The 25,978-nt window shown below is 71.6% G+C and carries 22 protein-coding genes and 1 riboswitch; of the genes, 8 read left to right on the top strand and 14 right to left on the bottom strand.

The features are described 5' to 3' along the window. From BKA15_RS07290 to BKA15_RS07275, 4 genes are all read left to right on the top strand, one after another. Nucleotides 1-135: a SapB/AmfS family lanthipeptide gene (locus BKA15_RS07290; RefSeq protein WP_179749409.1), complete on the top strand. Its 135-nt coding sequence runs from the start codon at nucleotides 1-3 to the stop codon at nucleotides 133-135. A gap of 92 nt (nucleotides 136-227) precedes the next feature. Beyond that, nucleotides 228-2,243, top strand: coding sequence for a prolyl oligopeptidase family serine peptidase (locus BKA15_RS07285; RefSeq protein WP_179749406.1), 2,016 nt, complete (start codon nucleotides 228-230; stop codon nucleotides 2,241-2,243). After that, nucleotides 2,240-3,889, top strand: coding sequence for an ABC transporter ATP-binding protein (locus BKA15_RS07280; RefSeq protein WP_179749404.1), 1,650 nt, complete (start codon nucleotides 2,240-2,242; stop codon nucleotides 3,887-3,889). Before BKA15_RS07285 ends, BKA15_RS07280 begins: the two co-directional genes overlap by 4 nt. Then, on the top strand, nucleotides 3,886-5,604 hold the full coding sequence (locus BKA15_RS07275) for an ATP-binding cassette domain-containing protein (protein WP_179749402.1): 1,719 nt from the start codon (nucleotides 3,886-3,888) through the stop codon (nucleotides 5,602-5,604). The genes BKA15_RS07280 and BKA15_RS07275 overlap by 4 nt, the downstream gene beginning before the upstream one ends. On the opposite strand, the gene BKA15_RS35365 is transcribed toward BKA15_RS07275, so the two are convergent. From BKA15_RS35365 to pyrR, 8 genes are all read right to left on the bottom strand, one after another. Next, nucleotides 5,583-6,221, bottom strand: coding sequence for a mechanosensitive ion channel family protein (locus BKA15_RS35365; RefSeq protein WP_179749400.1), 639 nt, complete (start codon nucleotides 6,219-6,221; stop codon nucleotides 5,583-5,585). The two genes, BKA15_RS07275 and BKA15_RS35365, sit on opposite strands and share 22 nt — an antisense overlap. Before the next feature lie 533 nt (nucleotides 6,222-6,754). After that, on the bottom strand, nucleotides 6,755-7,495 hold the full coding sequence (locus tag BKA15_RS07265) for an AraC family transcriptional regulator (RefSeq protein WP_179749398.1): 741 nt from the start codon (nucleotides 7,493-7,495) through the stop codon (nucleotides 6,755-6,757). A gap of 47 nt (nucleotides 7,496-7,542) precedes the next feature. After that, nucleotides 7,543-7,908, bottom strand: coding sequence for a VOC family protein (locus tag BKA15_RS07260; RefSeq protein WP_179749396.1), 366 nt, complete (start codon nucleotides 7,906-7,908; stop codon nucleotides 7,543-7,545). Between the two features lies 1 nt (nucleotide 7,909). Then, the gene (locus BKA15_RS07255) at nucleotides 7,910-8,791 is read right to left on the bottom strand and encodes an LLM class flavin-dependent oxidoreductase (protein WP_179749394.1); all 882 of its coding nucleotides are present in this window, start codon (nucleotides 8,789-8,791) and stop codon (nucleotides 7,910-7,912) included. Continuing rightward, entirely contained in the window at nucleotides 8,788-9,681 is an 894-nt protein-coding gene (locus tag BKA15_RS07250; RefSeq protein ID WP_179749392.1) for a prenyltransferase/squalene oxidase repeat-containing protein, read from the bottom strand. The genes BKA15_RS07255 and BKA15_RS07250 overlap by 4 nt, the downstream gene beginning before the upstream one ends. A 57-nt stretch (nucleotides 9,682-9,738) precedes the next feature. Further along, nucleotides 9,739-11,004: a dihydroorotase gene (locus BKA15_RS07245; RefSeq protein WP_179758304.1), complete on the bottom strand. Its 1,266-nt coding sequence runs from the start codon at nucleotides 11,002-11,004 to the stop codon at nucleotides 9,739-9,741. After that, nucleotides 11,004-11,963 carry an aspartate carbamoyltransferase catalytic subunit gene (locus BKA15_RS07240; RefSeq protein WP_179749390.1) on the bottom strand — a complete coding sequence of 320 codons (960 nt, stop codon included), beginning with the start codon at nucleotides 11,961-11,963 and terminating at the stop codon, nucleotides 11,004-11,006. The genes BKA15_RS07245 and BKA15_RS07240 overlap by 1 nt, the downstream gene beginning before the upstream one ends. Beyond that, the gene (gene pyrR, locus BKA15_RS07235; protein ID WP_246322681.1) at nucleotides 11,963-12,499 is read right to left on the bottom strand and encodes a bifunctional pyr operon transcriptional regulator/uracil phosphoribosyltransferase PyrR; all 537 of its coding nucleotides are present in this window, start codon (nucleotides 12,497-12,499) and stop codon (nucleotides 11,963-11,965) included. The genes BKA15_RS07240 and pyrR overlap by 1 nt, the downstream gene beginning before the upstream one ends. A gap of 88 nt (nucleotides 12,500-12,587) precedes the next feature. Between pyrR and BKA15_RS07230 the strand changes: the two genes are divergently transcribed. Both BKA15_RS07230 and BKA15_RS07225 read left to right on the top strand, forming a co-directional pair. Continuing rightward, nucleotides 12,588-12,896, top strand: a complete 309-nt coding sequence (locus BKA15_RS07230; RefSeq protein ID WP_179749386.1) for a hypothetical protein — start codon at nucleotides 12,588-12,590, stop codon at nucleotides 12,894-12,896. Continuing rightward, the gene (locus tag BKA15_RS07225) at nucleotides 12,883-13,269 is read left to right on the top strand and encodes a DUF5130 family protein (protein WP_179749384.1); all 387 of its coding nucleotides are present in this window, start codon (nucleotides 12,883-12,885) and stop codon (nucleotides 13,267-13,269) included. The genes BKA15_RS07230 and BKA15_RS07225 overlap by 14 nt, the downstream gene beginning before the upstream one ends. Before the next feature lie 80 nt (nucleotides 13,270-13,349). On the opposite strand, the gene BKA15_RS07220 is transcribed toward BKA15_RS07225, so the two are convergent. Next, nucleotides 13,350-14,714 carry an aminotransferase class V-fold PLP-dependent enzyme gene (locus BKA15_RS07220; RefSeq protein ID WP_179749382.1) on the bottom strand — a complete coding sequence of 455 codons (1,365 nt, stop codon included), beginning with the start codon at nucleotides 14,712-14,714 and terminating at the stop codon, nucleotides 13,350-13,352. 47 nt (nucleotides 14,715-14,761) lie between these two features. Then, a riboswitch (SAM riboswitch) is annotated at nucleotides 14,762-14,864 on the bottom strand. Nucleotides 14,865-14,978: 114 nt separating this feature from the next. Here BKA15_RS07220 and BKA15_RS07215 point away from each other — a divergent pair. Next, the gene (locus BKA15_RS07215; protein ID WP_179749380.1) at nucleotides 14,979-15,908 is read left to right on the top strand and encodes a hypothetical protein; all 930 of its coding nucleotides are present in this window, start codon (nucleotides 14,979-14,981) and stop codon (nucleotides 15,906-15,908) included. A gap of 163 nt (nucleotides 15,909-16,071) precedes the next feature. After that, complete coding sequence (gene leuA, locus BKA15_RS07210; RefSeq protein ID WP_179749378.1) at nucleotides 16,072-17,829, top strand: 2-isopropylmalate synthase; 1,758 nt, start codon at nucleotides 16,072-16,074, stop codon at nucleotides 17,827-17,829. A gap of 64 nt (nucleotides 17,830-17,893) precedes the next feature. On the opposite strand, the gene BKA15_RS07205 is transcribed toward leuA, so the two are convergent. From BKA15_RS07205 to BKA15_RS07185, 5 genes are all read right to left on the bottom strand, one after another. After that, on the bottom strand, nucleotides 17,894-18,121 hold the full coding sequence (locus BKA15_RS07205) for a hypothetical protein (protein WP_179749376.1): 228 nt from the start codon (nucleotides 18,119-18,121) through the stop codon (nucleotides 17,894-17,896). Between the two features lie 16 nt (nucleotides 18,122-18,137). Next, a complete protein-coding gene (locus BKA15_RS07200; protein WP_179749374.1) occupies nucleotides 18,138-18,509 on the bottom strand; it encodes a hypothetical protein in 372 nt (123 codons plus the stop codon). Then, nucleotides 18,506-24,256, bottom strand: coding sequence for a polymorphic toxin-type HINT domain-containing protein (locus BKA15_RS07195; protein ID WP_179749371.1), 5,751 nt, complete (start codon nucleotides 24,254-24,256; stop codon nucleotides 18,506-18,508). Before BKA15_RS07195 ends, BKA15_RS07200 begins: the two co-directional genes overlap by 4 nt. Before the next feature lie 152 nt (nucleotides 24,257-24,408). Continuing rightward, complete coding sequence (locus BKA15_RS07190; RefSeq protein WP_246322284.1) at nucleotides 24,409-24,705, bottom strand: pyrophosphorylase; 297 nt, start codon at nucleotides 24,703-24,705, stop codon at nucleotides 24,409-24,411. A gap of 241 nt (nucleotides 24,706-24,946) precedes the next feature. Then, a complete protein-coding gene (locus tag BKA15_RS07185) occupies nucleotides 24,947-25,891 on the bottom strand; it encodes a hypothetical protein (protein WP_179749369.1) in 945 nt (314 codons plus the stop codon). Between the last annotated feature and the right edge of the window lie 87 nt (nucleotides 25,892-25,978).

The following is a 25,978-nucleotide window of genomic DNA, read 5'->3' as shown; positions in this document are numbered from 1 at the left end:
ATGGCGCTTCTCGACCTTCAGGGGCTCGACGCCCCCGGCGGCTACGGCGGTGGCAAGGGCGGCGGCTCGTCGCTGACGCTGCTCGGTTGCGGTTCCTACCGTCCGAGTGGACTCAGCCTGTTGCTCTGTCACTGATCGCTGGCCGATCGGTAAAGGGAGGGTCCTGGACGGAACTCGGTTCCGTCCAGGACCGCTCAGCGGACGTCCGGTAGGAGGGGCAACTCATCATGCATCTGCAGACGCGCAGCTACCCCGAGGCCGAACGAGGAACCGTCGTCGACGACCTGCACAGTCGCCGGGTGGCGGACCCTTACCGCTGGCTCGAGGATACGGCGAATCAGCAAACGCGAAGCTGGGTCGCGGCCCAGGATCAGCTCTGGTTCGCCCATGCCGCAGCGCTGCCGGACCGGTACCGGTTCCGGCGGCGGGTGGCCGAACTGAGCGCGGTCGGAATGATCACCGTGCCGACCTGGCGCGGCGACCGCAGGTTCTTCGAACGGCGCGACGCCGGTCGGGAACAGCCGGTGTTGATCATGGTGGACCCGGCCGGCGAGCGGATCCTGGTGGACCCGGTGGCGCTCGATCCGTCCGGCCGGACCCGGCTGGACACCTGGCAGGTCAGCCCGGACGGCGGTGTGCTGGCGTACCAGCTTGCGCACGGGGGCGCTGAGGACGGGACCCTGCACCTGCTGGACGTCGGCACCGGGGACCAGCTCGACCGGCCGCTCGACGGCTGCCGCCACGCGCCGGTCGGCTGGCTGCCGGATTCCCGTACCTTCTATTACGTCCGGAACGGCCGGTTGCTGCTGCATCGGCTCGGCACCGATGACGAGGCCGTGGTGCTCGGCGACCCGGCGGCGTACGGACTGGAACTGAGTCGGGACGGCCGCTGGCTGGTCGTCTCGAAGGGGTACGGGACGCGCAATGACGTGTGGCTGGCCGACCTCGCCGACGGCCGCCTGGACCGGCCCGCCCTGATCCCGGTCCAGGAAGGGATCGACGCCAGGACCATGCTCACCGTGGCCGCCGACGGCCGGCTGTACGTCGCGACGACGCTGGCCGCGGACGCCGGCCGGATCTGTGTCGCCGACCCGCAGCGGCCGCACGCCGAGCACTGGCGCGAGCTGGTGCCCGAGCTCCCCGAGGCTCCGCTCAGCAACATCGCCTTCCTGGACAGCGCTTCGCGGCCGCTGCTGTTGGTCGGGCGCACGGTCGACGGGATCGCCGAACTCGGCCTCCATGATCGCGAGTCCGGCGCCCGGGTCGGCGAGGTCGAGCTGCCCGGCGCGGGCACGGTCGGGTCGATCAGCACCCGGCCCGAGGGCGGTCCCGAGGCCTGGTACGACTACTGCGACAGCGTCACCCCGACGGCGGTCCACCGGTTCGACGCCCGCACCGGGCGATCCGAGCTCTGGGCCCGGCCGCCGGGTCTGGACCGGACGCCGCCGGTCGAGCTCCGGCGCCTCAGCTGCGTCTCCGCCGACGGCACCGACGTCGGGCTGACCGTCCATGCACCGCCCGGGCCGGGGCCGCAGCCGGCCCGGCCGACCATCCTCTACGGCTACGGAGGCTTCGGTCAGTCGCTGATCCCGACCTACTCGGCCTTCTCGCTGGCCTGGGTCGAGGCCGGTGGTGTCTTCGCCGCGGTCCGGACCCGCGGCGGCTCGGAGCGGGGCGAGGCCTGGCACCGGGCGGGCGCCGGCGCGGCCAAGCAGAACGTGTTCGACGACTTCACCTCCGCCGCCGAGAAGTTGATCATGGACGGCTGGACGACGCCGGACCGGCTGGCGGCCTTCGGCGAGTCCAACGGGGGGCTGACCGTCGGCGCCGTGCTGACCCGGCGGCCGGAGCTGTTCGCGGCGGCGGTCTGCTCCTCGCCGGTGCTGGACATGGTCCGCTACGAATTGTCCGGGCACGGGCCGGCCTGGGTCCCCGAGTACGGTTCGGCGGCCGACCCCGAGCAGCTCGGCTGGCTGCTCGCGTACTCGCCGTATCACCGGGTCCGGGAGGGCGTCGCCTATCCGGCCGTGCTGTTCACGGTCTCCGCCGACGATGCGCGGGTCGACCCGCTGCACGCCCGCAAGATGTGCGCCGCGCTGCAGCACGCGACGACCGGTGGTCCGGTCCTGTTGCGGACGAGCGAAGGCGAGTCCCACACCGGGGGTACGGTCAGCGGCGGCGTCGCGTTGGCCGCCGACGTGCTCGCCTTCCTCGGTGCTCATACGGGTTTGACCAGGCCATGAGCGGCTTCGGCTCGGTCGTCCGGCACGGTCGGGGCTGGCTGCCCGTGATCGGTGTCGCGGCGCTGGCCGGCAGCCTGGTCGCGCTGGCGCTGCCGTCCGTGCTGGGACGTGCGGTGGACGCGATCGTGGCCGGAAGCTCGGTCGGCGGCTGGCTGGCGCTGGCCGGCGGACTGATCGCGGTGGCCGTGGTCTGTGACCTGGTCGACGCCTTCGCCGACACCGCCTGCGTGGCCGGGACGACGGCGTGGCTGCGGCACCGGCTGGTGCGGCGGGTGGTGGCGGGCGGCCCGGAGGGGTCCCGGCCGTACGAGTCCGGCGACCTGGTCAGCCGGGTGTCCGGCGACGCGGCGGACGCCGCCCGGGCCGGGCCCGCGGCAGTGGCGGCGTTGGCCGCGGTGATCCCGCCGGTCGGCAGCCTGGTGTTGTTGATCTTGATCGACCCGTGGCTCGCGGTGGCCTTCGTCGCCGGGGTGGCGCTGGTGATCGCGGTGCTCTGGCTGTTCACGCTGCGGACGACCGAGCTCAGCCAGGCCTACGCCGAGACGCAGGGCCGGCTGGCCGCGCTGCTGTCCGAGACGCTCGCCGGAATCCGTACCGTCGCCGCGGCCGGCACCCTGGACCGCGAGCAACGGCGAATCCTGCGGCCGCTGCGGACGCTGCACCGGCACGGCCTGCTGACCTGGGACGTGCTGGCCCGGTCCGGGGCGCAGGCGGCGATCGTCGGACCGCTGATCCTGGTCGCGGTGCTGGCCGTCGGCGGCGTCCGGCTGACCGGCGGGGTGATCAGCCCCGGCGACCTGTTCGCCGCGGCGCAGTACGCGGTGCTCGGGGCCGGGCTCGGCGGCCTGACCGGAATGTTCGGCGAGCTGGCCCGGTCCCGCGCCGGCATCCGCCGGACCGACGCGGTGCTGGCGATCGCGCCGCTCGGCCATGGGACCAGGACGCTTGGGCCCGGCTCCGGGCGGCTGCAGTTCCGCGGGGTCGGCGTCACAGCGGGCGGCGCCGACCGGTTGGCGGAACTCGATCTTGATCTTCCCGGTAGCGCCCGGGTGGCCGTGGTCGGGCCGAGCGGATCGGGCAAGTCGTTGCTGGCGGCCCTCGCGGCGCGGCTTCGCGACCCCGACACCGGCCGGATCCTGCTGGACGGGGTGCCGCTGGCCGAACTCAGCCGGTCCGAGCTGCGGCGCGCGGTCGGCTGCGCGTTCGAGCGCCCGGCGTTGTTCGGCCGGACCGTCGAGGAGTCGATTCTGGTCGGCCGTACCGAGCCGGCGGCGGCGACCGTCGCCGCCGCGGCCAACGCGCACGCCTTCGTCAGCCGGCTGCCGGAGGGCTACCGGACGCCGCTCGCGGTCGCGCCGCTATCCGGCGGCGAGGCGCAGCGGCTCGGCCTCGCCCGGGCCTGGCCGGCCGGCCGGCTGCTGGTGCTGGACGATGCCACGTCGAGCCTCGACTCCATGACCGAGGCGCAGATCGGCCGGTCGCTGCTCGCCGCGGACGACCGCCGGACTCGGCTGATCGTCACGCACCGGCTCGGCACCGCGGCCCGGGCCGACCTGGTGGTGTGGCTGGAGTCCGGCCGGTTGCGCGGTTTCGGTCGCCATGATCAACTCTGGTCCGACCCGGCCTACCGGCAGGTGTTCGGATGATGCGGGAACTGCGGTACGGGATCGCCGCCCTGGGCCGCCGCTCGGCCCGCCGCCGGCTGGCCGGGCTGCTGCTCTGGTCGGTGCCGGAGATCCTGCCGACCGCCCTGTTCGGGGTCGCCGTCGCGCACGCCACCGACGCGTTCCTGGCCGGGCAGTTGGGTCTCGGCCTGGCCTGGCTGGCCGGGCTGGTCGTCGCCGCGGGCGTCGGCGGCGTCGGTGCCCGCCAGGTGTACCGGAGCCTCGGCCGGCTGGTCGAGCCGTTCCGGGACGACCTGGTACGGCACGTGGTGGCCGGCGCCCTGGCCCGGTCTTCGGCCGGTCGCGCGGACGGCGGAGCGGTGGCCCGGCTGAACCGGCAGGTGGAGATCGTCCGGGACTCCTTCGGCGGCCTGGTGCTGTCCGTGCGCGGGTTCGTGATCACCGTGCTCGGCGTCCTGACCGGGCTGCTGTCGCTGGATCCGCTGATCGCCGTCCTCGTCCTGGTCCCGTTCCTGCTCGGGTTCACGGCCTCGTTCGCTGTCCTCGGCCCGGCGGCCCGCCGGCTGCTGCGTTCGATCCAGGCCGACGAGGACCTGACCACCGCCGCCGGCTCGGTCTTCGCCGCGGTCCGGGACGTGACCGGCTCCGGCGCCGAGGACTACGCGGCCGACCTGGTCGGTGCCCCGACCGAGGCGCACGCCCGGGCCGAGCGGGCGCAGGCCCGGATCGCCGCGCTGCGGATGGCCTGCTTCGCCGTCGGCGGCTGGCTGCCGTTGCTGATCTTGCTCGGAGCCGGGCCCTGGCTGGTCTCGCGGGGCCTCACGCCGGGCGTTCTGCTCGGCGGTCTGACGTACGTGCTGCTCGGGCTGCAGCCGGCCCTGAACACCATGCTGTCCGCCCTGGGCGACAGCGGGCTGCGCTACGTGGTGACGCTCGGCCGCATCCTCGACGCCGGCCCGCCGCCGGCGCGTCCCGCCGAACAGGTGCCCGGTGATCCGGAGTTGATCTTCGACCGGGTGACCTTTGCGTACGGGCCGCACGCCGAGCCGATCCTGGACCGGCTGGACCTGACGGTCGGACCCGGTGATCATCTCGCCGTGGTCGGACCCAGCGGGGCCGGCAAGTCGACGCTCACGGCGCTCGCCTGCGGTCTGCTCCGGCCGACGGACGGCCGGGTGATGCTGGGCGGTGTGCCGCCGGCCGCCGTATCGCCCGCCCTGCTGGCCGGCTGCCGGGTGCTGATCCCGCAGGAGGCGTACGTGTTCTCGGGCCGGCTGATCGACAATCTGGCCTATCTGCGGCCGGAGGCGACACCGGCCCAGGTTGCCGCCGCGGCGGCGGAGCTCGGCGCGACGGAGCTGGTCGACCGGCTCGGCGGGCTCGCAGCCGAGCTGCGCCCGGGCGACCTGTCGGCCGGCGAACGCCAGCTGATCGCCCTGGTCCGGGCCTACCTGTCACCGGCGCCGCTGGCCGTCCTGGACGAGGCGACCTGTCATCTCGATCCCGAGGCGGAACGCCGCGCCGAGGAGGCCTTCGCGGCGCGTGGGCCGCTGATCGTCGTCGCGCACCGGATGACCTCGGCGCTGCGGGCCAAGCGGATCCTGGTCCTGGACGGCGAACGCACCGTACTCGGTGATCATGACTCGCTGCTGCAGCGATCGCCCCTGTATCGCGACCTGATCGGCTTCTGGCAGCCACCGGCTTCGGCGGACCGCTACGTCGCCTCGTCCGGTTGATCGGCCTCCGCCTCGGCGGGCTCCGGCGGCCGGCCGGGCCCGCCCTGGGAGTAGTTGCCGACGCGGAGCACCTCGCCGTTGCGGACGTACCAGACCGTGCCGTCGTCGTCGCGCAACTGGGTCACCCGGAGCCCGATCTCCTCGACCGTGCCGGAAGCCTTCTCCAGATCGACGAAGTCGCCGACGCCGAGTTGATCTTCGATGAGCATGAAGACGCCGGACAGGAAGTCCTTGACGATGTTCTGCAGGCCGAAGGCCAACGTGACGCCGATCAAGGACGTGCCGGCGATGATCGTCGTCACGTTGAAGCCGAGCTCGGTCAAGATCATGATCACCGTGATCACCAAGATCACGACGGTGGTGACGCTCTTGGTCAGCGACCCCAGCGCCTGGATCCGTTGCGCCCGCCGCTCCGCCGGCAGCCGGGCCGGCACCGTCAGCGCCTCGATCGCCCGGTTGCGCTGCTTCGGCGTCGCATTGATCGACTTGCGAACCGAACGGTCGATCAACCGGTGCGCTACATAACGTATGACGAGCGCGACGATGATCAGGAACGCGATCCGCAGCGGCGCGAAGACCACCACGTCGGCGACGTTCGTCGGGAACCAATCGGGCACCGAGCCAGCCTAGCCGCGCCCCTCCGGGACCCCGCGCACCCGCCCGGCAGCGGCGTGCGGGTCGGTGCCGCCGGGTCGCGGCGACTCGGTTGACCCCGCCGGGCCCGGCCACGTCTCCAACCGCGACCGTTCCTCGCGTCCGCGACCGGTGCAACGGTCGCGGGTGGGTGCAGGGGTCGCGGCTGCGGTGCGGGGGAGTTGCCGTGTGTCGGGCCGCGTCACGTCCCCAGCCGCGACCGGCTCTGCGGGGTGGGGTCACAGGTGCGGCAGACGCGACACCCGGAGGATGCCGTCGCGGACGCCAGCAACACGTCCGGGACGTGCCGAGGTCGAGCAGCCGTGCCCTCGGTGAACTCGCGCGATCCCTACCGCTGTCGCGATTCCACTGCTGACGGACCGTTGCCGCGTGGCCAAGGCGCTTCCTGGTTGGTGTGAAGAGAAATCGCGACATCCTCCGCGACGCGCGTGATCCCGCCGGTCGGGCCTCCTCCCTCGGCGGTGGGCAGCCAGGCGATGACCCAGATCTGCCGGGGTCAGGCGGCGGTCAGGGCGGCGTCCTTCAGGAACCGGCCGGCCGAGTCTCCGGTCAGCCGGCGGACCTCCTCGTTCATGTGCGCCTGGCTGGCGTACCCGGCGGCCAGGGCCCGCAGCGCCAACGACGGCTCGTCCGCCGCGATCAGCCGGCGCAGCCGCGCCACCCGGGCCAGCATCTTGGGGCCGTAGCCGACGGCGTGCAGCAGGCGGCGGTTCAGCTGCCGTTCGCTGAGGCCGAGGTCGGCCGCGGCCGCGGACACCCGGACGCCGGGCTCGGCGAGCTTCGTGGCGGCCTGGACCACGACCGGATCGGGCGCGCCCCGCCGGACCAGCACCGCCTCGGTCAGGATCGCGAGCCGGCGTTCGGCATCGGCCTCGGCCATGGTCGCGGCCAGTTCAGGGCCGGACCGCTGCCAGACGTGCTCGACCGGGACGAGTTGGTCCCGGAGTTCGGCCGCCGGCAGGCCGAGGACCGTGCCGGCGGCGCCGGGCCGCAGCCGGATGCCGCAGACCGGCCCCGGAATCGGCCCCGACAAGCGCGGCCCGGTGTCCGCGCCGGCGACGACGAGTCCGTGGTGGCCGAGCCAGATCAGGTCGACGCAGCCGTCCGGGATCACGGTGTGCTGCCGGTCCTGGACGTCGTTCTCCCAGAGGCAGGAGACCAGGTGTTGCAGGCCGCGGACCGCCGGATATTCGCGGTACGGTCCCGGCTCGGCTGATCCGTGCTGGGTCGAGGTCATCGGGCGCCCTCGGTCGGGAAGCTGCGTATCAACCCGATCGTACGTGCTCAATCGGCGGTGGCCCAGACTCCGAGTTCGTTGCCGGAGGGGTCGGCGAAGTGCAGTCGGCGCCCGCCCGGGAACCCGTACGGCTCCTGGAGGATGGTGCCGCCGGCGGCCTTGATCGCGTCCAGGGTGGCATCAAGATCGTCGGAGTAGAGCAGCACCAGCGGGCTGCCGGTCACGATGTCGCCGTCGGTCGCGGCCAGCCCGCCGACCTCCTCGTCCTCGCTGCCGGGCCGGCGGATGCCCGCGTAGGCCGGGCCGTAGTCGTTGAAGGTCCAACCGAAGGCGTCGGCATAGAACGCCCGGGAGGCGTCCAGGTCGCGGGCCGGGATCTCGATGTAATCGATGGTGTGATGGGTCTGCGGCATGTCAATGGCTCCGTTCGATGAAGTGTCGCGATGCCGCCAGGGCATCGACGAGGCGATGAAGTTGATCTTGGTCGGCGGTGCAGGGGAACAGCAGGAGATCGTCGCAACCGGTGGCTTCGATGCGGTCGAGCTCCTCGATCAGCCGGGCCGGGGTGGTCAGCGTTTCGGCCAGCACCTCGGACCGGTACTCGGCTCCGTAGTAATGATCAAGATAGGCGCCGGCGACCTCGTCGGCTCCCGGACCGAGACAGAAGTACCGCTCGGTGATCACCCGCGGCCGGCCCTCGCGGCCGGCACGTTGCCAGGCCTCCCGGGCCGAGGCGATGCCGTCGCGGAGCGTCTGCAGCCCGAAGAACGGCGCGATCCAGCCGTCCGCGAACGTCGCCACCCGGCCGAAACCGGCCGGCGACAGCGCGCCCAGCAGCATCGACGGTCCTGATCTTGGATGTGGAGTCATCGGTCCGGCCGCCCCGGCGAGTTTGCCGGCCCAGACGCAGCGCAGGGTGTCCAGCATGACGGCGAAGCGTTCGCCCCGGCCGCGCAGCGCAACGTCCGAGGCCGCGTAGTCCTCCGGCCAGCCGCCCAGGGCCAGCCCGGCCACGAACCGGCCGGCGGCCACCAGGTCGAGCGAGGCGAGCTGCTTGGCGAGCACCACCGCGTTCCGCCGGTACGGGACGCCGAGGATCGTGGTGATCAACTCGACCCGGCTGGTCCGGCCGGCCGCCGTCGCCAGGGCGACGATCGGGTCCAGGCTGTCGTACACGAGCCGGTCCAGAGCGGCGACGTGCCGGAAACCGTACATCTCGGCGGCGGCCGCCCAGTCGCCGAGCAGCTCGAACGGGGCGCCCGGGACGGCGGCCGGCAGCCCGACCCCGATTCTCATGATGCGCCCGCCGCACCGAGCAGCCGGCCGGGGAGTTCGAGCCGGCCGTTGCGGGCCAGCGTCGCGACAGCCGCCACGGTGGCGATGCCGCGCCATTCCAGCGCCTGCGCGGGGCTCCAGTGCAGGTAGTCGACGTCCCAGCCGCCGTCCTCGTGCTGATCGTGTTCCAGCCGGTCGAGGTCGGCGCTCAGCTGCTCGTCGCTGAACAGCGCCCGGCTCGGCGAGTCGGGCCGCGGCGACAGCTCGAGCGGCGGGACCCGTTCGCCGTCGGTCCCGCCCGGAATGGGCAGGGTGCCGTCGGCGGCGAGGGCGGGCCGGAGCCGTTCGACGGCGTCGGCGGCCCGCCGCGGATCCGGTACGGAATCGAGGAAGTCCAGCGCGAACTTCACGGTGTAGCCGGCCGGGTCGGGGTCCGCGGCCAGGCTGGCCCAGCACCACTCGGTCGCCGACCGCAGCCACGGGTGGTCGAGCCCCGACTGCCAGAGCAGCCCGGCCAGGGCGTAGGTCAGGAAGCCGCTCTCGGGCTGCGGCTGCATCCACGGCGCGCGCGGGTAGGCGGTCGCGGTGGGCAGCACGGTCGGCACGCCGCCGTCGGGACCGCTGACCGTCAGCAGCCAGTCGGCCACCTGTTCGGTGAGCGGATCGTCCAGGGCGTCGAGATCGGCCAGGACGGTCAAGGCCGTACGGGCCGCGGACGGTTGGCTGTCCGGTCCGCGAACATCGGGTTCCAGGCCGTGGCCGAAGCCGCCGTCCGGGTTCTGGAAGGCCCGCAGCGCGGCCCGGGCGGGTTCGTCCGGCGCGCCGTGGACGAGCGCGCCGAAGAGCTGCCGTTCCAGCAGCCGCGCGTGGGTGTGCAGGAAACGTTCCGCAGCGACAAGGTCGATACTCATGTCCTCGACGCTAGGACCGGGCCCCGGCCCGGGTCTTTCACAAATCGGACAGGCCGGTCACCGGCGGTAGGTCTGGTTCCCGTTCCAGTACGTCGCGACGACCGGGTCCGGCAGGTCCAGGCCGTGCCAGGGATTGTTCCGGGACAGCGAGGCGGAGTCGGTGGCGTCGACCACGCGCCGCGCCGACGGGTCCACCAGCACCAGGTTGGCCGGCTCACCCGGCGTCAAGGCACGGCCCTGCCCGTTCAGGCCGGCGATCCGGGCCGGCGCCACGGACAGCCGGTCGGCGACTCCCGCCCAGCCGAGGGCGTCCAGCATCGTCTCCAGCACCACGCCGAGCGCGGTCTCCAGCCCGACCATGCCGAACGCCGCGTCCGGGAACGCGTGTTCCTTGTCGTGCCGCGCGTGCGGGGCGTGGTCGGTGGCGACGGCGTCGATGGTGCCGTCGGCGAGGGCCTCCCGCAGCACGGTCACGTGCTCGGCCGGTCGCAACGGCGGATTGACCTTGAACGTCGGGTCGTAGCCGGTGACGAGGTCGGTGGTGAGCAGCAGATGGTGCGGCGTCACCTCGGCGGTGACGGCGATGCCGCGCCGCTTCGCCCAGCGCAGCACCTCGACCGTCTCGGCGGTGGACACATGGCAGACGTGCACCCGGGACCGGGTCAGCTCGGCCAACTCGACGTCCCGCGCGACGATCGTCGACTCCGCCGCCGGCGGCCAGCCGGCCAACCCGAGCCGACCGGAGATCTCACCCTCATGGCAGCAGGCGTCCGGGCCGGCCAGCCGCGGATCCTGGGCGTGCTGGGCGATCACGCCGCCGAACGCCCGTACGTATTCGAGGGCCCGGCGCATCAGCCGCGCGTCGCCGACACAGTGCCCGTCGTCGGAGAAGACCCGGACCCCGGCCGCCGACCGGGCCATCAGGCCGAGCTCGGCGAGTTCGGTGCCGGCCAGCCCCTTGGTGACGGCGCCGACCGGGATCACCTGGGTGTGGCCGGCCCGCCGGCCGAGCGCCGCGACGTGGGCCGCGGCCTCGGCGGTGTCGGTGACCGGGTCGGTGTTGGCCATCGCCAGCACGGCCGTGAAGCCGCCCCGGGCCGCCGCTGCCGTACCCGACTCGACGGTCTCGGCGTCCTCCCGGCCCGGCTCGCGCAGATGCGTGTGCAGGTCGACCAGCCCGGGCAGCGCGACCAGCCCGGCAGCGTCGAACCGCTGCACGTCGGCAGGAGCCAGGGCCGGGTCGGCGAACTGCCCGTCCATGATCAACAAGTCACCCGGACCGGCGCCGGCCAGGTCGGCGCCGGTGATCATGATCGGGGGCATCACGCGTGCTCCTTCGTGGGTACGGTTTCGTCGGCGCCGCCGAGCAGCTCGTAGAGCACGCTCATCCGGACCGCGACGCCGGCGGCGACCTGGTCCAAGATCAACGAGTTCGCCGCGTCGGCTGCGTCGGCGGAGATCTCCAGGCCCCGGTTCATCGGGCCCGGGTGGCAGATCGCGGCGCCCGGCCGGAGCTTGGCCAGCCGGTCCCGAGTGAGCCCGTACGACACCGTGTATTCCCGCGGGGTGGGGAAGTAGCCGCCGGACATCCGTTCCCGCTGCACCCGCAGCATCATGATCACGTCGGCCCGGTCCAGCACCGAATCGAGATCGGTCGAGACCTCCACCGGCCAGCTGTCGATGCCGGACGGCAGCAGCGTCGGCGGCGCCACGATGATCACGTTCGCGCCGAGCGTGCGGAGCAGGGCCACGTTGCTCCGGGCCACCCGGGAGTGGGTGATGTCGCCGACGATCGCCACGGTGCGGCCGGCGAAGTCGATCACGTCAGGCGTCTCGGCGCGCAGGTGCCGGCGGATGGTGAACGCGTCCAACAGGGCCTGGGTCGGGTGTTCGTGCATCCCGTCGCCGGCGTTGATCACGTGCGCGTCGATCCACTGCGAGGCCTGCAGCGGGGCGCCGGAGGCCTGGTGCCTGATCACCAGCGCGTCGACACCCATCGCGGCGACCGTGAGCACGGTGTCCCGCAGCGATTCTCCCTTGGACACAGAGGATCCCTTGGCGCTGATGTTGATCACGTCGGCGGACAGCCACTTGCCGGCGATCTCGAACGACGACCTGGTCCGGGTCGAGTCCTCGAAGAACAGATTGACCACCGTCCGGCCGCGCAGGGCCGGCAGTTTCTTGATCGGCCGGTGCAGCACCTGGGCCATCTCTTCGGCGAGATCGAGGATCTCGACGATCTCGTCATGATCGAGATCGGCTGCGGACAACAGATGTCGCATCAGGCGGATTCCCCCTCCGCACCCGAGTCCCGGGTGATCGTGACCTCGCTGACGCCGTCGAGTTCGGCGAGCCGGACCTGGACCCGTTCACTGGCCGCGGTCGGCAGGTTCTTGCCGACGTGATCGGCCCGGATCGGCAGTTGCCGGTGGCCCCGGTCGACCAGCACCGCGAGCCGTACCGCCCGGGGCCGACCAAGATCACCAAGGGCGTCCAGCGCCGCGCGCACCGTACGTCCGGAATAGAGGACGTCGTCGACCAGCACCACCGTCGTGTCGTCCAGGTCGACCGGCAGCCTGGTCTGGGCCGGTGCCCGGGTCGGGTTGCGGCGCAGGTCGTCCCGGTAGAGCGTGATGTCGAGCGCCCCGACCGGGACCCGGACTCCCTCGACGCCGGCGATCGCCTCGGCCAGCCGCTCGGCCAGCGGCACGCCGCGGGTCGGGATGCCGAGCAGCACCAGACCGCCCGCGCCGCGGTTGCCCTCGAGCAGTTGGTGCGCCATCCGGGCACAGGCCCGGGAGATCTGCTCGCCGTCCATCACGACTCGGGAATCCGCCGCGGACGCGTCGGCTGCGCGGTCGGACACGGTGCCTCCTTCTGGGGCGTGATCGACTACCGTATGGGGCGTGAGTGAACTGCTGAGCATGGTAGTGCCCCTCGAAACGCTATCGGGCTGGCCCGAGGTCGCGAACCCGACCGCCCTGCAGACCCTCGGCCTGCTGATCGGCATCCCGGGTCTGGTGTTCGTGGCGATCTTCGCGCTGGGCAAGGCGCCCTCGCTGATCCGGGCCAACCAGCGGCAGTCGCTCGCGGTCACCGAGCCGGTCTGGCTCGGCCGTGGTGCCGAACTGGGCCAGCTGGAGCAGGGCGCCGCTGCCGGTGAACTGCCCGCCGCGCCGGTGGCCGAGACCGGAGGCGCAAGTGCCCGCTGGTAACGATCTGACCCCGCAGCAGCTGCACCGGATCGAGCAGGCGGTCGCCAACGCCGAGTCGGTCTCCGGGCTGACCTTCTCCGTCTTCATCGGCGTCGCCGAGGAGGATTCCCGGCAGTACGCCGAGCGCCTGCACGCCGGCCTCGACGACCCGAAGCATTCGGTCCTGGTGCTCTGCGACCCCGGCTTCCGGGCGCTCGAGATCGTCACCGGCGCCGAGGCGCGGCGGACCCTTGATGATCTTGAATGCCGACTGGCCGCGGCGAGCATGCAGTCCTCGTTCGCCGGCGGCGACATCGTCGGCGGCCTGGTGCTCGGCATCCAGCAGCTCGGCGAGGCCGCCCGCAAGCCGCGCACGCTGCACGCCAACCCCTGAGCCCTCCAGTGCCCTGAGCCTGTCGAAGGGCCAAGCCAGGTCGTGCCTTGCCCTTCGACAAGCTCAGGGAGCGTTGGGGCTCAGCCTCGGCAGCCGGCGCCGCCGGTCTCCAGCTCGGGCAGCCAGTCCGGCGCCGGGCGGGGGTCGGGCACCGGTTGGATCCGCCCGTCCACGTCGCCGTAGTTCCACCCCGGCCCGTCCTCGACCAGCCGGCGCAGGCCGGCCAGTAGCGCGTCGATATCGGCCGAGGAGGAGCCGAGGCCGACGCTGACCCGGATTGCGCCGTCGGCGCAGCCGAGTCGGTTCAGCAGCGGATGCGCGCAGAACTTGCCGTCCCGGACGCCGATCCCGTGCTCCGCCGACAGATAGGCCGCGACCAGCCCCGCATCGAACCCCGCCACGGTGAACGCGACGATGCCGACGGTGTCCGTACTGTCCTCGAAGATCCTCAGCAGGCTGACGCCCGGCACGTCCAAGAGGCCGGCCCGCAGTCGTTCGGTCAGCGCCCGCTCATGCCGGTCCCGGCGCAGCCGGCCGAGGCCGGACAGGGTGCGGCAGGCGGCGGCCAGGGTGACCGCGCCGAGCACGTTCGGGGTGCCGCCCTCGTGGCGGGCCGGGCCGGTGGCCCACTCCGCGTCGTCGGTACGGACCCGGCGGACCGCACCGCCGCCGGCCAGGTAGGGCGGCGCCGCGTCCAGCCAGTCGGGCCGGCCGATCAGGACCCCGGCGCCGAACGGGGCATAGGTCTTGTGGCCGGAGAAGGCCAGGTAGTCGATCCCGGTGCCGGCCAGGTCCACGTCACGGTGCGGGACCAGTTGGGCGCCGTCGACGGCGAGCCGGGTCCCGGTCCGCCGGCACAGGTCGGCGATCCGGTCCAGCGGCAGCGTCTCGCCGGTCACGTTGGAGGCGCCGGTGATCGCCAGCAGGCCGACTTCCGGCCGGGCGAGCTCGGTGGCGATCAGCTCGAGCGTCTCGGCGATGGTCGGCCGGGCGGTGATCACGGTCGCGCCGCGCTGCTGCCAGGGCAGCAGGTTCGCGTGGTGCTCGATGTCGAGGCAGACCACGTCGAGGTCGGCCGGGACCGCCCGGGCCAGCAGGTTCAGGGCGTCGGTGGTGTTGCGGGTGAAGATCACGTGGTCGTCGGCCCGGGCCCCGGTCGCCGTGGCGACGGTCCGGCGGGCCTGCTCGTACGCGGTCGTGCTGGCCGCCGACGCGTAGCCGGCGCCGCGGTGCACGGATGCGTAGTAGGGCAGCGCCCGCCCGAGTTCGTCCAGCACCTCGGTCAGGGCCGGCGCGCTGGCGGCGTAGTCGAGGTTCACGTACGGCGTCGTCCTGCCGTTCACCAGCGGGACCGCGAGGCCGGCGCCGCTGACCGTACGCAGGGCGGGAATGGCCGGCTGAGGCCGCGGGTCGTCGGCGGTACGGGCTTCGGTGACGACGGACATCGCCGGGGCTCCTCACGTTCGTGGGGCCTTGGATCGTTGTCCGCTTCGGCCCGCGCTTGCCAGGGGTGGCCGTGTGTTCACCCGGGGCACCCCGCCGCGGAGGAGGGTTGCCGACCAGCAAGCCGGGGCTGAACGCTGGTACTCGTCACACGTATTGCTCGCCGACCATTGCAACCGAACGGCGCGGCCGGGTGCAATCGAGTTCCCATATCTTGAGATCAGTGTCCGGATCCTGGGATCGCGTGGGTCGCTAGGGTGACCGGCATGGATCAGGGCATCTCGGCATTGATCATCGTCTGCGGTTTCGTCATCGGCTTCGCGGGGATCGCCTTAGCGAGCTACCGCCGCAAGCGACGGCTGCGCGCCGAGACCGACGACCTGGGCCGCCGGCTCGGGGCACGCTGGTTCACCGCGGACCTCGGGCTGCCGTTCGGGCGGGTCGCCGATCCGTTCACCGGAGCTCCGTACACCGGCACCGGCAAGGCGTTCGACTACGCCTTCGCCGCCGAGTACCGGGGCCGCCGGGTGGTCCTGATCGAGTACTCCACCCAGACCGTGACCTCCGGGTCGACCAGCCGGACCTCGCACCACTCGATCCAGGTCCTCGGCCCGCGGACGACGCCCCTCAAGATCATCTCCCGTTCGGTCGCAGTGCCGACGATCCTGTTCGGCGGGCTGACCGAGGCACCGACCGGGCACGCCCGGTTCGACGAACAGTTCCGGGTGCTGGCCAAGGATCCGGCGACCGTCGCCGGCGCCGTGCCGCCGGCGGTGATCGACTGGCTGCTGGCCCACCCGGACGGGCAGGCGGCGATGATCACGTTCGCCGGCGACGGCTTCGAGATCGCCATGCCGGGTCCCTTGCCCGGTTGGGATTCCACCCGCACCCTGAACGAACTGGCCGACCTCGCCGACGTGTACGAGTCCGGTGCCGTCCGCCTGAGTCAACGGCTGGAGTTGACGACGCAGCCGCCGCCCGGCAACAAGGCGCTGTCGGTCGGCGCCGGCTGCCTGATCGGTGCGACCGTGATCTTCTGGATCACCGCGTTCACGATCAGCAACCCGGCCAGCGGCCTGGTGGTGATCGCTGTTCTGGGCGGCCTGCTCGCCATCGGCCTGCTGCTCGGCTGGCTGGCGGCTCGTCGCCGCCGCAACCGGAACGCGAGCGCGAACATCCGGCCCCCAGCTCCCTGAGCCGGGTGGCCAAATCCGGGTGGAGGTGGCTACAGTGGGCGCCATGGCCTTCTGGTCGCTCCTCCTTCGCTGCCGCAGCGAGGCCCGCTAAGGGCTGGCACCCTCGCTGCGGAGTTCGTGCGTCCAGCCGAACAGGAGCATTCCCAGCAGCGAGGAACCTTTCATGATCAGCAACACCCCGCCGGTCGGCGCGACTCGTCCGCAGTCCGTACCGGTGCAGCAACCCAGCCCGATGCCGTTCCAGCGTTACCGCGCGTACACCCCGATCTCCCTGCCCGACCGCACCTGGCCGGAGCAGCGGATCACCGAGGCGCCGCGTTGGCTGTCCACCGATCTCCGGGACGGCAATCAGGCTCTGATCGACCCGATGACCCCGGCCCGGAAGCTCCGGATGTTCGAGCTGCTGGTGCGGATGGGCTACAAGGAGATCGAGGTCGGTTTCCCGTCGGCGAGCCAGACCGACTTCGACTTCGTCCGGCAGTTGATCACCGAGGAGCGAGTCCCCTCCGACGTCACGATCTCGGTGCTGACCCAGGCCCGGGAAGACCTGATCGAGCGGACCGCCGAGTCCCTGGTCGGGGCCAAGGCCGCGACGATCCATCTCTACAACGCGACCGCGCCGCTGTTCCGGCGGGTCGTCTTCAAGATCGACAAGGCCGAGTGCCTGGCGCTGGCCACTCGCGGCACCGAGCTCGTCGTGAAGTACGCCGAGCAGCACCTGGGCGACGTCGAGTTCGGCTACCAGTACTCACCGGAGATCTTCACCGGCACCGAACCGGAGTTCGCGGTCGAGGTGTGCAACGCGGTGATGGAGGTCTGGCAGCCGGGCGAGGGCCGGGAGATCATCCTGAACCTGCCGGCGACGGTGGAGATGTCCACCCCCAACACGTACGCGGACCTCATCGAGTGGTTCGGCCGCAACGTCCGCAACCGCGAGCACGTGGCGATCAGCCTGCACCCGCACAACGACCGCGGCACCGCCGTCGGCGCGACCGAGCTGGCCCTGATGGCCGGCGCGGACCGGGTCGAGGGCTGCCTGTTCGGTCACGGCGAGCGGACCGGCAACGTCGACCTGGTCACGCTGGGCATGAACCTCTTCTCGCAGGGCATCGACCCCAAGATCGACTTCTCCGACATCGACGAGATCCGTCGCACGGTGGAGTACTGCACCAACCTGCCGGTCCATCCGCGCCATCCGTACGCGGGCGACCTGGTGTACACCGCCTTCTCCGGGTCCCACCAGGACGCGATCAAGAAGGGCCTGGAGGATCTGGAGTCGAAGGCGAAGGAGCAGGGGATCGAGGTCTCCGAGATCGCCTGGGAGGCGCCCTACCTGCCGATCGACCCGCATGACGTCGGGCGTACGTACGAGGCCGTGATCCGGGTCAATTCCCAATCAGGCAAGGGCGGCGTGGCGTACATCATGAAGAGCGAGCACGCCCTCGACCTGCCCCGCCGGCTGCAGATCGAGTTCTCCCAGGTGGTGCAGTCCCGGACCGACTCCGACGGCGGTGAGATGACGCCCGACGTGCTGTGGGAGATCTTCTCCAGCGAGTATCTGGACCCCGAGGCGCCGCTGCATCTTGATCATGTGATCGGCGCGACCAGCAGCGAGGCCGGCGACACCGTCTCCGCCTGGGTGATCGACCGCGGCGAGGTGAAGGAGGTCGGTGGCGACGGCAACGGCCCGGTTTCGGCCTACGTCGACGCGGTGTCCGCCCTCGGCTACAAGGTCCGGGTGCTGGACTACGCCGAGCACGCCCTCTCCTCCGGCGGCGACGCGATGGCCGCGGCCTACGTCGAGGCCGAGGTCGGCCAGGGCGACGACGCGAAGGTGGTCTGGGGTGTCGGCATCCACGCCAACATCGTCACCGCCTCCCTCCGCGCGGTGACCTCGGCGATCAACCGCGCGAACCGCTGACGGGAACGTGGCGAGGGCGGGGCTGGTGCACACCGGCCCCGCCCTCTCGCGCGTCATGGCCCGATCAGTCGAAGAAGTCGGGCGACATCGCCTGCACGGCGGCCTGCATCGCCGCCGGCGTCACCGAATCGACGACGATCAACCGCTTCCAGGCCAGCCCGACCGCCCCGCGGCCGAGCTCGGCTTCGATGTCCTGCGCCAGCCGTACCGGATCATAGAAGTTGATCTTGACGATGCTGCCGTCGTCGAGTTCGACGTCGACGTCGTCGAGGTAACCCTTCGACTCCGTCAACCAGTCGTGTCGACCGTCACTCGGCAGGATGATCCGGCGCATAACGATCAAGGTCGAACGGACTGCTGAAGAGATCGTCCCGGTTCTCGTCGGTGGTGGCCTGCAGGGCGTCGACGTAGTAGGTCGAAGCGCCGGAGGAGACCGCGTACAACGTTCCTTTCACGGTCGTCCCGAACAGGGCGGCCAGGGCCTGCGCCTCCTCGGCGGTGCCCAGCCGCAACTCCAATCCCTCCAGACGACGGGGGAGTGAGACGAACTCGACGCCGACGAAGATCACGTCGACGTTGGTCTCCTGTTCCGGGCCCCGCGGACTCCGAATCAGCAGCGACCCGTGGCCGACCCGGTATTCCCAGAACTGGAACCGCCGGGTGGGGAACGCCGCGATCATGAGAACGGGCTTTCGACTCGGACGCCGTTCTGCCAGAACTCGACGTTGGGGAAGTTGCCCTGCTTCAGTTGCATGAGTTCCCAATCGGTCGGGCCGCCGCGTCCGGAGGCGGCTCGCATGACCCCGGGCCAGACGTCAACGCCATCGAGATTGAAGAGCACTCGCTGGTCCGGGTCGCTCAGCTTGGCGTACACGCCTTGCTGCCAGTTCAACTTGTCGTCGAACTGCTTCCAGGTCGTCGCACCGTGTTGCCGGGCGAAGTCGTCCAAGTGATCGTCGATTCCCATCGCGAACGGCTTGCAGTCGTTGTGGACCCGGACCCATCGGGTGCCGGTCCGGACATGATAGTTGTGCAGGTCGTCGACGTGGAAGTTGTGCACGGTCGCGGTCTCGCCGGTCCGGACGACCTCGATCAACTCGACCGGATCGCCGTTCGAGTCGATCAAGACGTTGCCGGGAACGAGCTCGCGGACCGGAACCCAGCCCTGGCCCTGCACGTAGAACGGATGCTCGGCCGTCGAGGTCACCGACCCCGCGGAGGTCTCCACCAGGAAGGTCTCGACCTCCTCGTGGCGGAAGGTTTCGACGACGGGCCTGAGGTGGGTCTCACCGGTCTCCGGGTCTGCCGCAACGACCTGGTCGCCGACAGTGATCTCCTCGATCGGCTTCGACACGCCGTCGGCCAACAGGACCTGGGTGCCGGCGACGAAGCAGCCGCCCTTGGCTGTCCCGGTGAGCTTGGACAGGGCGTTGTCGCCGTACTGCCTGGCACTGCTGAGAGCATTCCGGCCGAACGTCTTGACTCCGTTGCCGACCGCAGTCCGGCCGACCGCCTTCGCTCCGGACTTCAGCAGCGCACTGGCGGCCCCGGCACCCGGGATCGGGACCATGCCCATCACACCCTCGAGACCGGCCTGACCCCAGTCGACGGAGCCGTTGGTCGCCTTCTGCTGGGCGACCGACATGCCCATCGACAGGGCGCCGCCGGCCAGGGCGAGGCCGATCGGGCCGCCGACGCCGGTCGCCATCAGGGCCACGCCGGCGACGATCATGGCGCCGGCGGCGATGTATTCCCAGTTGTTCGCCACCCAGTTCGTGGTGGCGTTCCAGGCTGCGGCGATGGCGCCGTTGTTGGAGTCGCGGTAGGCCTGGAGTTCCTTGTCGGTAACGGGTTTGAGGCCCCAGGGGTCGGACTGGTTGAGCGGGTCGTTGCCGGCGAAGGAGTACGGGTTCCCGGCCCAGCCGGTGCCCAGGATGGGGTCCAGCGGGTCGGTGGAGAGGAAGCCGCGGGTGCCCGGGTCGTAGACCCGGGCCTGCATCCATTCCATCCCGTCGACCAGCAGGTTGCCCTGCCCGCCGACCTGCACCCCCGAGGGAAGCCCGGCCGGCGCGGTGCCCGTGCCGATGCCCCACGGATCGTCGGTGCCGGTGGGCCGCGGCCGCCAGTCCGGCGTGATCCACTGACCGTCCGCGCGCCCGGCCGGATCGGGCAGCAGCGCGGTCAGCGGCCCGAACCCGGTGATGTCCTGGTCGCCGAGCCGGGCCAGGGTCGGGACCGGGTTGGCGGTGTCCCAGGCGACCGGCTGGTCGTCCACCGTGGCGAGCTCGCCGAGAGCGTCGACCTGGAGCTGCTGGGTGCGCGCCGTGATCTTGTCACCGGCATGGGTGATCGTGGTGATCGTGGCCAGGAAGCCGCGCGGGTCCCAACCGAACCGCCGTTCACCCGCCGGGCCGGCCTCGGAGGTCCGCCGGCCGGCGCCGTCGTAGGTGTAGCCGGTCGTGCCGTCCGGGCCGTGCCGTTCGAGGAGTTGTCCGGCGGCGTCGTAGCGGTAGTGGATGCTGTGGCCGTCGGTGGTCTCGCGGATCAGCCGGCCGCCGGCGTCGTAGCCGTAACTGGTGACCGAGCCGTCGCTGCGGCGGGCCTCGACCAGCTGGCCGGTCGGGTCGTAGCCGTAGGAGATCCGTACTCCGTCGGTGGTTTCGGCGGTGACGCGGCCGGCGTCGTCGCGTTCGATCTCGGTGACCTGGGTCCGGCCCTCGCGCGCCACCTCGAGCCGGGTCACGGCGCCGCCGGTCCAGGTCCAAGCCGCGTGCAGGCCGGGGGCGGTCATCGAGCAGATCCGCCCGATCGCGTCCCGATCGATCACGGCCCGGCCGAGTTCCGGTGCTTCGACGGCGGACACCCGGCCCGCCCGGTCGTACTCGTACCGGGTCTGATCACCGTGCACACCGGTGAACGACACCCGCCGACCGTCGCCGTCGTACGACCACGCCATTCCGACCCCGCCCCGCAGCCGGCGCACCAGCCGGCCCTCCGGGTCGTAGGTCAGTTCGTTGACGACCTCACCGCCGTCCCGGCCCGGCTCGAACAGCCGCAACGTCCGGGCGGCGAAGTCACGCTCGACCCGGGACAACCGGACGCCGTCGGCGAAGGACTCGACCTGACGCCCGGTGTCGTCGAACCGCCAGGACAGGGTCGCCCCGGACGGGTCGACGCGCTTCGTCTGGCGGCCGGCGAGGTCGTACTCGTACCGAGCGACCCGCCCGAGCGGATCGGTCTCGGCCACGATCCGGCCGACCGCGTCGAAGGATCGTTCGGTACGGCCGCCGAGCGGGTCGATCGTCGCGACGCAGCGGCCGTTGTCGTCGTACTCGAACCGGGTCACCCCGCCGGCCGCGTTCTGCACCGAGCTCAACTGCCCGGCGGCGTCGTAGCGGTAATGGCGCGTGCCGTGCCAGCCGTCGGTGGTCCGGACCACGCGGCCGAGGGCGTCGTAGGCGAACGTACTGACACCGGCACCGGGCTCGAACCGCCGGATCGGCCGCCCGGCCGGGTCGTAGCTGATCCAGGCCTGTTCGCCGGTGGGCCAGTCCTCCCGGACCAGGCGCCCGTCGGCGTCGTAGCTGAACGCGTAGCGGGAGCCGTCGGTGTCGACGGTCGCGACGCGGCGGCCGCAGGCGTCGTACTCGTAGTGGAAGGTGGAGCCCATCGGGTGCGTGACCGCGACGGGACGGCCCGCCCGGTCCCGCCGGATCCGCGTCACCGCGCCGGTGGCGTCGGTGTAGTCGACCAGCCGGCCGCACCGGTCGTACCGGTAGCGCTGGGTCGTTCCGTCGGGGCCCGTCTCGGACACGGTGCGGCCCAGCACGTCGTAATCGGCGCGGACCTCGGTCAACCGGTCGGCGGTGAGCACGCTGCGGCCCGCCTGGTCGCGCTGCACCGCCTGACGCACGCCGGTCGGGTCGATGGTCTCGGTCAGGTGTCCGTTGGCGTCGTAGCCGGCCCGCCAGCGGCCGCCGGCGGCGTCGGTCGTCTCGACCAGGCGGGACAGCGCGTCGTGCGCGAAGCTCCATTCGGCGCCGTCGGGCAGGACGACGCGGCTGACGTTGCCGAGCTCGTCGTACTCCGTGGTGTAGGCCCGGCCCACCGCGTCGATCGTGCGGGACTCCACGCCGTGATCACCGTGCTCGATGGCGCTGCGACCGCCGGTGGGGTCGATCACCGCCGACAGGCGGCCGCCGGTGGTGTGCTCGTAGCGCCAGATCGCGCCGTCGGGGTCGCGGCGGGATTCCAGCGGGCCGTTGGCGTGATAGCGGTAGCTGGTCTTGTGGCCGAGTGGGGTGATCGCGGCGATCACCCGACCAAGATCATCGCGTTCCAGGCGGGCCGTGTTGCCGTCGGCGTCGGTGGCGGCGATCAGCTCACCGTGGTGATCATGATCGAAGCGGAGGCGTACGCCTTCGGGGTCGATGATCTCCTTGAGCAGGCCGCGGTCCCAGCGCATCCGGGTCAGGCCGCCCTCGGCGTCGATCACCTCGGCCGGGTTCCGCTCGTCGCCCTCGTAGGTGTAGCGCGTGATCGCGGTCGTGTCACCGTTGTGGAGGGTGATCGTGACCGGGCGGTCATGATCATCGTGCTCCCAGTCGATCTTGGCGCCGGTGGGCGTTTCCCGGTGGATCAGCCGGCCCCGGTCGTCGTAGCCGTTGATCACCGTGGCTCCCTGCCGGTCGGTGATCATGACCGGGTTGCCGTACCGGTCGTAGCTGGTGGACTGGCGATGATCATCGGCGTCGATCACGCCGATCAGCCGGCCCTTGCCGTCGGCAATCCAGGTGTTCGCCCTGGTGCCGTCGGCATCCGACACCTCGGTGACGCCGCCGGGCAGGTAGACGAAGCGTGTGGTCCGGCCGAACGGTGAGCGCTGGGTGGTGACCCGGCCCAGCGCGTCGTAGGTGTTCTCGGCCTCCACCACGCCGTCGGGGTCGATCACGGCATCGATCAGGTCGGCGTCGTTCCACCGGTAGGTGCGGGTGCCGGCCGGCGTCTCCGCCGCGACCAGGCGACCACGCTCGTCGTACCGGAAGGTCGCGGTACGGCCGTCGGACGCGACGGCGGACACCACGCGGCCGAGGTCGTCGTCCCAGACGAGGGCGAGCGTACGGCCGAACTCGTGCGCCATCGAGATCAGGCGGGCGTCGCTGTCGTACCCGAAATTGATCTTGGTGCCCGGTCCGGTGCTCGTGGCCAGGAGGCGGCCGTCGGCGCCGAGGTCCCAGCGCAGCCCGGCCGAGTTCGTGACCGTGTAGCCGGTGGCGTCGCGGGCCAGCCACAGGTTCTCGCCGTTCGCCCGATCCCAATCCTGGCCGAGGCGGGGGAAGACGACCTCCCGTCCGTCCGCGAGCCGGAGCCGTGCCGCCTCGTCGGTCAGGGTCAGGCCCGCTTCGGTCCAGGACGACCAGCCCGGCCCGAAGGCGCCGAGCTTCCGGTTCAGCGAGTTGTAGGTCCGGGTCAGGCCGAGCTCGGCCGAGGCGCCCGGAAAGGCAAGATCATTCTCGTTCTCGATGAAGTTGCCGGTCGCCGTGTTCACCGGGTCGTCCGAGTAGCCGGTGGTGGGCGGGGAACCGTACGCGGTCGGCGGGTCGACCACGATGTCCTGCCGGTTCACCGCCACGTTCGCGGCACGGAGTGCGGCCTCGATGGTGGAGTTGGACAGGGTGGAGACGTTGCCCTCGCCGCCGGCGCGGGCGAACGCATCGGCCACGGTGGTGGCCCACTTCGAGTCCTCGCCGTTCAGGCGGAGCCAGTCCCGCAGCCCCTGGATCGGGCCCGACGCGTCCAGCGTCGCCCAGGAACAGGACGTGGCGAAGTCGGTGCACTTGCCCTCAAGACTGGCCGGCTTCCCGTCGAACGCGCCGTCCCCACCCTCCGTACTGGTGGCGAACGAGCGCAGGTTGGACGGCTTCGCCGACGACGTACCACCGCCACCGTCACCGCCGCTGCCCGGCGCCGGGGTCTCCCGCGGCCGCGACGCCGGGGCACTCACCCGCTGCGCCGGGCCGGTCTCCTTGATGTTCACGTCCGGCGGATCCTCGCCCGTCCCCCAGAACTCGTCCCAGCCCTTCTCGAACCCGGACCGGTCGGCCTGCCGCTGGGCCCATTCCCGGGCGGTCTTGCGGCGCTGGTTCTCCTCCCTGGCCGCCTCCTCCACGTCCTCGAGCTTGGTCGCGACGGCCCGCAGCGCGGTCACCACCTCGTCGAGGTCGCCCAGCTGGGTGGTGCCGTTGGTCTTGAAGATCTCCGAGAACCTGCCGTCGAACTGTTCCAGCCCCGTCTCCCGCCACGTCGACCGATCACCTCGCTGACCCGACAACGTGTTCGCCACCGCCCGGAACGCCGACTTCACCTCACCCGACACCCCGAAGTCGTACGTGACATCCGGCATGCCCTTCAGCTTGTCGATGTCCACCACAGCAACCTCAACCCCTTAATCCGCGCCTGACCGCGCACCGCAGCCCCGTGAACCCGCACCCGCAAACTTTCCGCACCCGAGCGAACGGCCGCCGCGACCAGAAATCGATCGCGACGGCCGAACTCATAACGACCATGGGACAACCGCAGTCAGCTACCGCCGCCCGCGCTGAAGATGTTCGTCGAGATCTTCTCCAGCTGCCCCCGCAGGTCGTCCAACTCCTGCTTCGCCTTGTCCAACGCGGCCTTCGTCTCCGGCCACGTCGAACTCCGGAACGTCGCCGCCAGCGGACCATCCCAGTTGTCCGGCTGCGACAACTTCTGCCCCTGCGTGTCCAGCTGTGAGATCTGATCCGTCAGACCACCGGTCACAATCGCCTGAATCTGCCGGATCGCCGACTTGGCTTCCTCGGTCGAGAGCACTCGACTCATCCGCAACTCCTCCATGTACGCCGGCTCTCCGCCGGCACCCGGGACCACTCGTTCAGTGCCCGCCCGAACTGGTCGCCCGAGCTTCCGCCCAACGTAACCTCCGTAGGGTCTACCTCCGCCCGCACGAGGAGGCTCGTGGCTCAGCAGTCGACAGAGGCCTGACAGTCGCAAACCATGGCCGCCGCTCAGCGTTTCGGCGAGGCCTTCAGCCGAAGTCGGTGCGGGATTTCCAGCATCGGATGGGCCGGGGCCGGTCCTAGCCGATGAGGCGGGCGGCCGCGGCGGGCAGGGTGCGCAGCATCGGGTGGTCCTGCGGCTCGCCGGACGGATCCTTGGCCCAGCTGGTGTCGGCGGCCGGGGTCACCATGGAGATCATCAGCAGCCGGTTGCCGGCGCGGAGCAGGCCGATGCTCTCGGTGGTCGGCTTCGCCTTCCGGAACTGGTACTCCAGGCGCAGGTGCTCCGAGACGATGCCTTCCGGCAGCGGCACCGGCTGGACGGCGACCGGGCTCGGCTGGACGTAGCCCTGCTGGCGTAGCAGGGCCGGGCACTCGCGGACACTGCGGCCCAGTTCGGTGTACGCGGCCTCGGCCTCGGCCTCGGTGGCGTAGTCGACCGTGATCGCCGTGCTGCGGCCGACGCCGGGCAGGAGGTAGTCGCGCCGGAGCAGGGTGTCCGGGTTGGCCAGAACGGTCATCGACGGCACGCAGACCGACGGCGGACGGTCGCCGGTGGCGTCGCTTGCGGGCTCCTCCTGCCACTCGCCCGCCGCGCGCCAGGCGAGGTCCGCCGCCGCGGGCAGGTTGCTCTCGGTGATCGGTGGCTGCTTTTGTTCCGGCCGCGGTGGCGTACCCTGCGACGGCGCCCGCGGCTGGGTCGAGACCTCGGTCGGCGTGGGCGACGGAGAGGGCGCGCGCGACGGCGGCTCGTTCCCGGCCTCCGGTTCGTCGTCCGGCCCGTCGTCGGGGGCGCGCGAGTGCTCGTTCACCATCGGGGTCGGCGCCTTGCTCGCGGGCAACTCGGCCAACGAGGTCGCCGGCGCGGCGCTGGCCGGCTCGGCCGCCGTGGTCACCGGGCTGGGCCGGTTCGCCATGACGAAGACCACGCCAAAGACGGCGATCGCGATCATCGCGATGCCGGCGACGCCGAGGACGCGCCCAGACCTGGGCGAATTCGGCGACGATGGCCGGCGCTTCCGCACCCGTTCCTCCTACTCGATGCCCCCGAGTACGACGTCGTGTCCGATCCGGTCCGGGGTCGTTCCCGAACTGAGTCGCAGACTCCGCAC

This window comes from Microlunatus parietis (assembly GCF_013407955.1).
Lineage (GTDB): Bacteria > Actinomycetota > Actinomycetes > Propionibacteriales > Propionibacteriaceae > Microlunatus > Microlunatus parietis.
The sequence above is the reverse complement of the archived record's forward strand: the minus strand, read 5'-3'. Positions and strand labels throughout refer to the sequence as shown.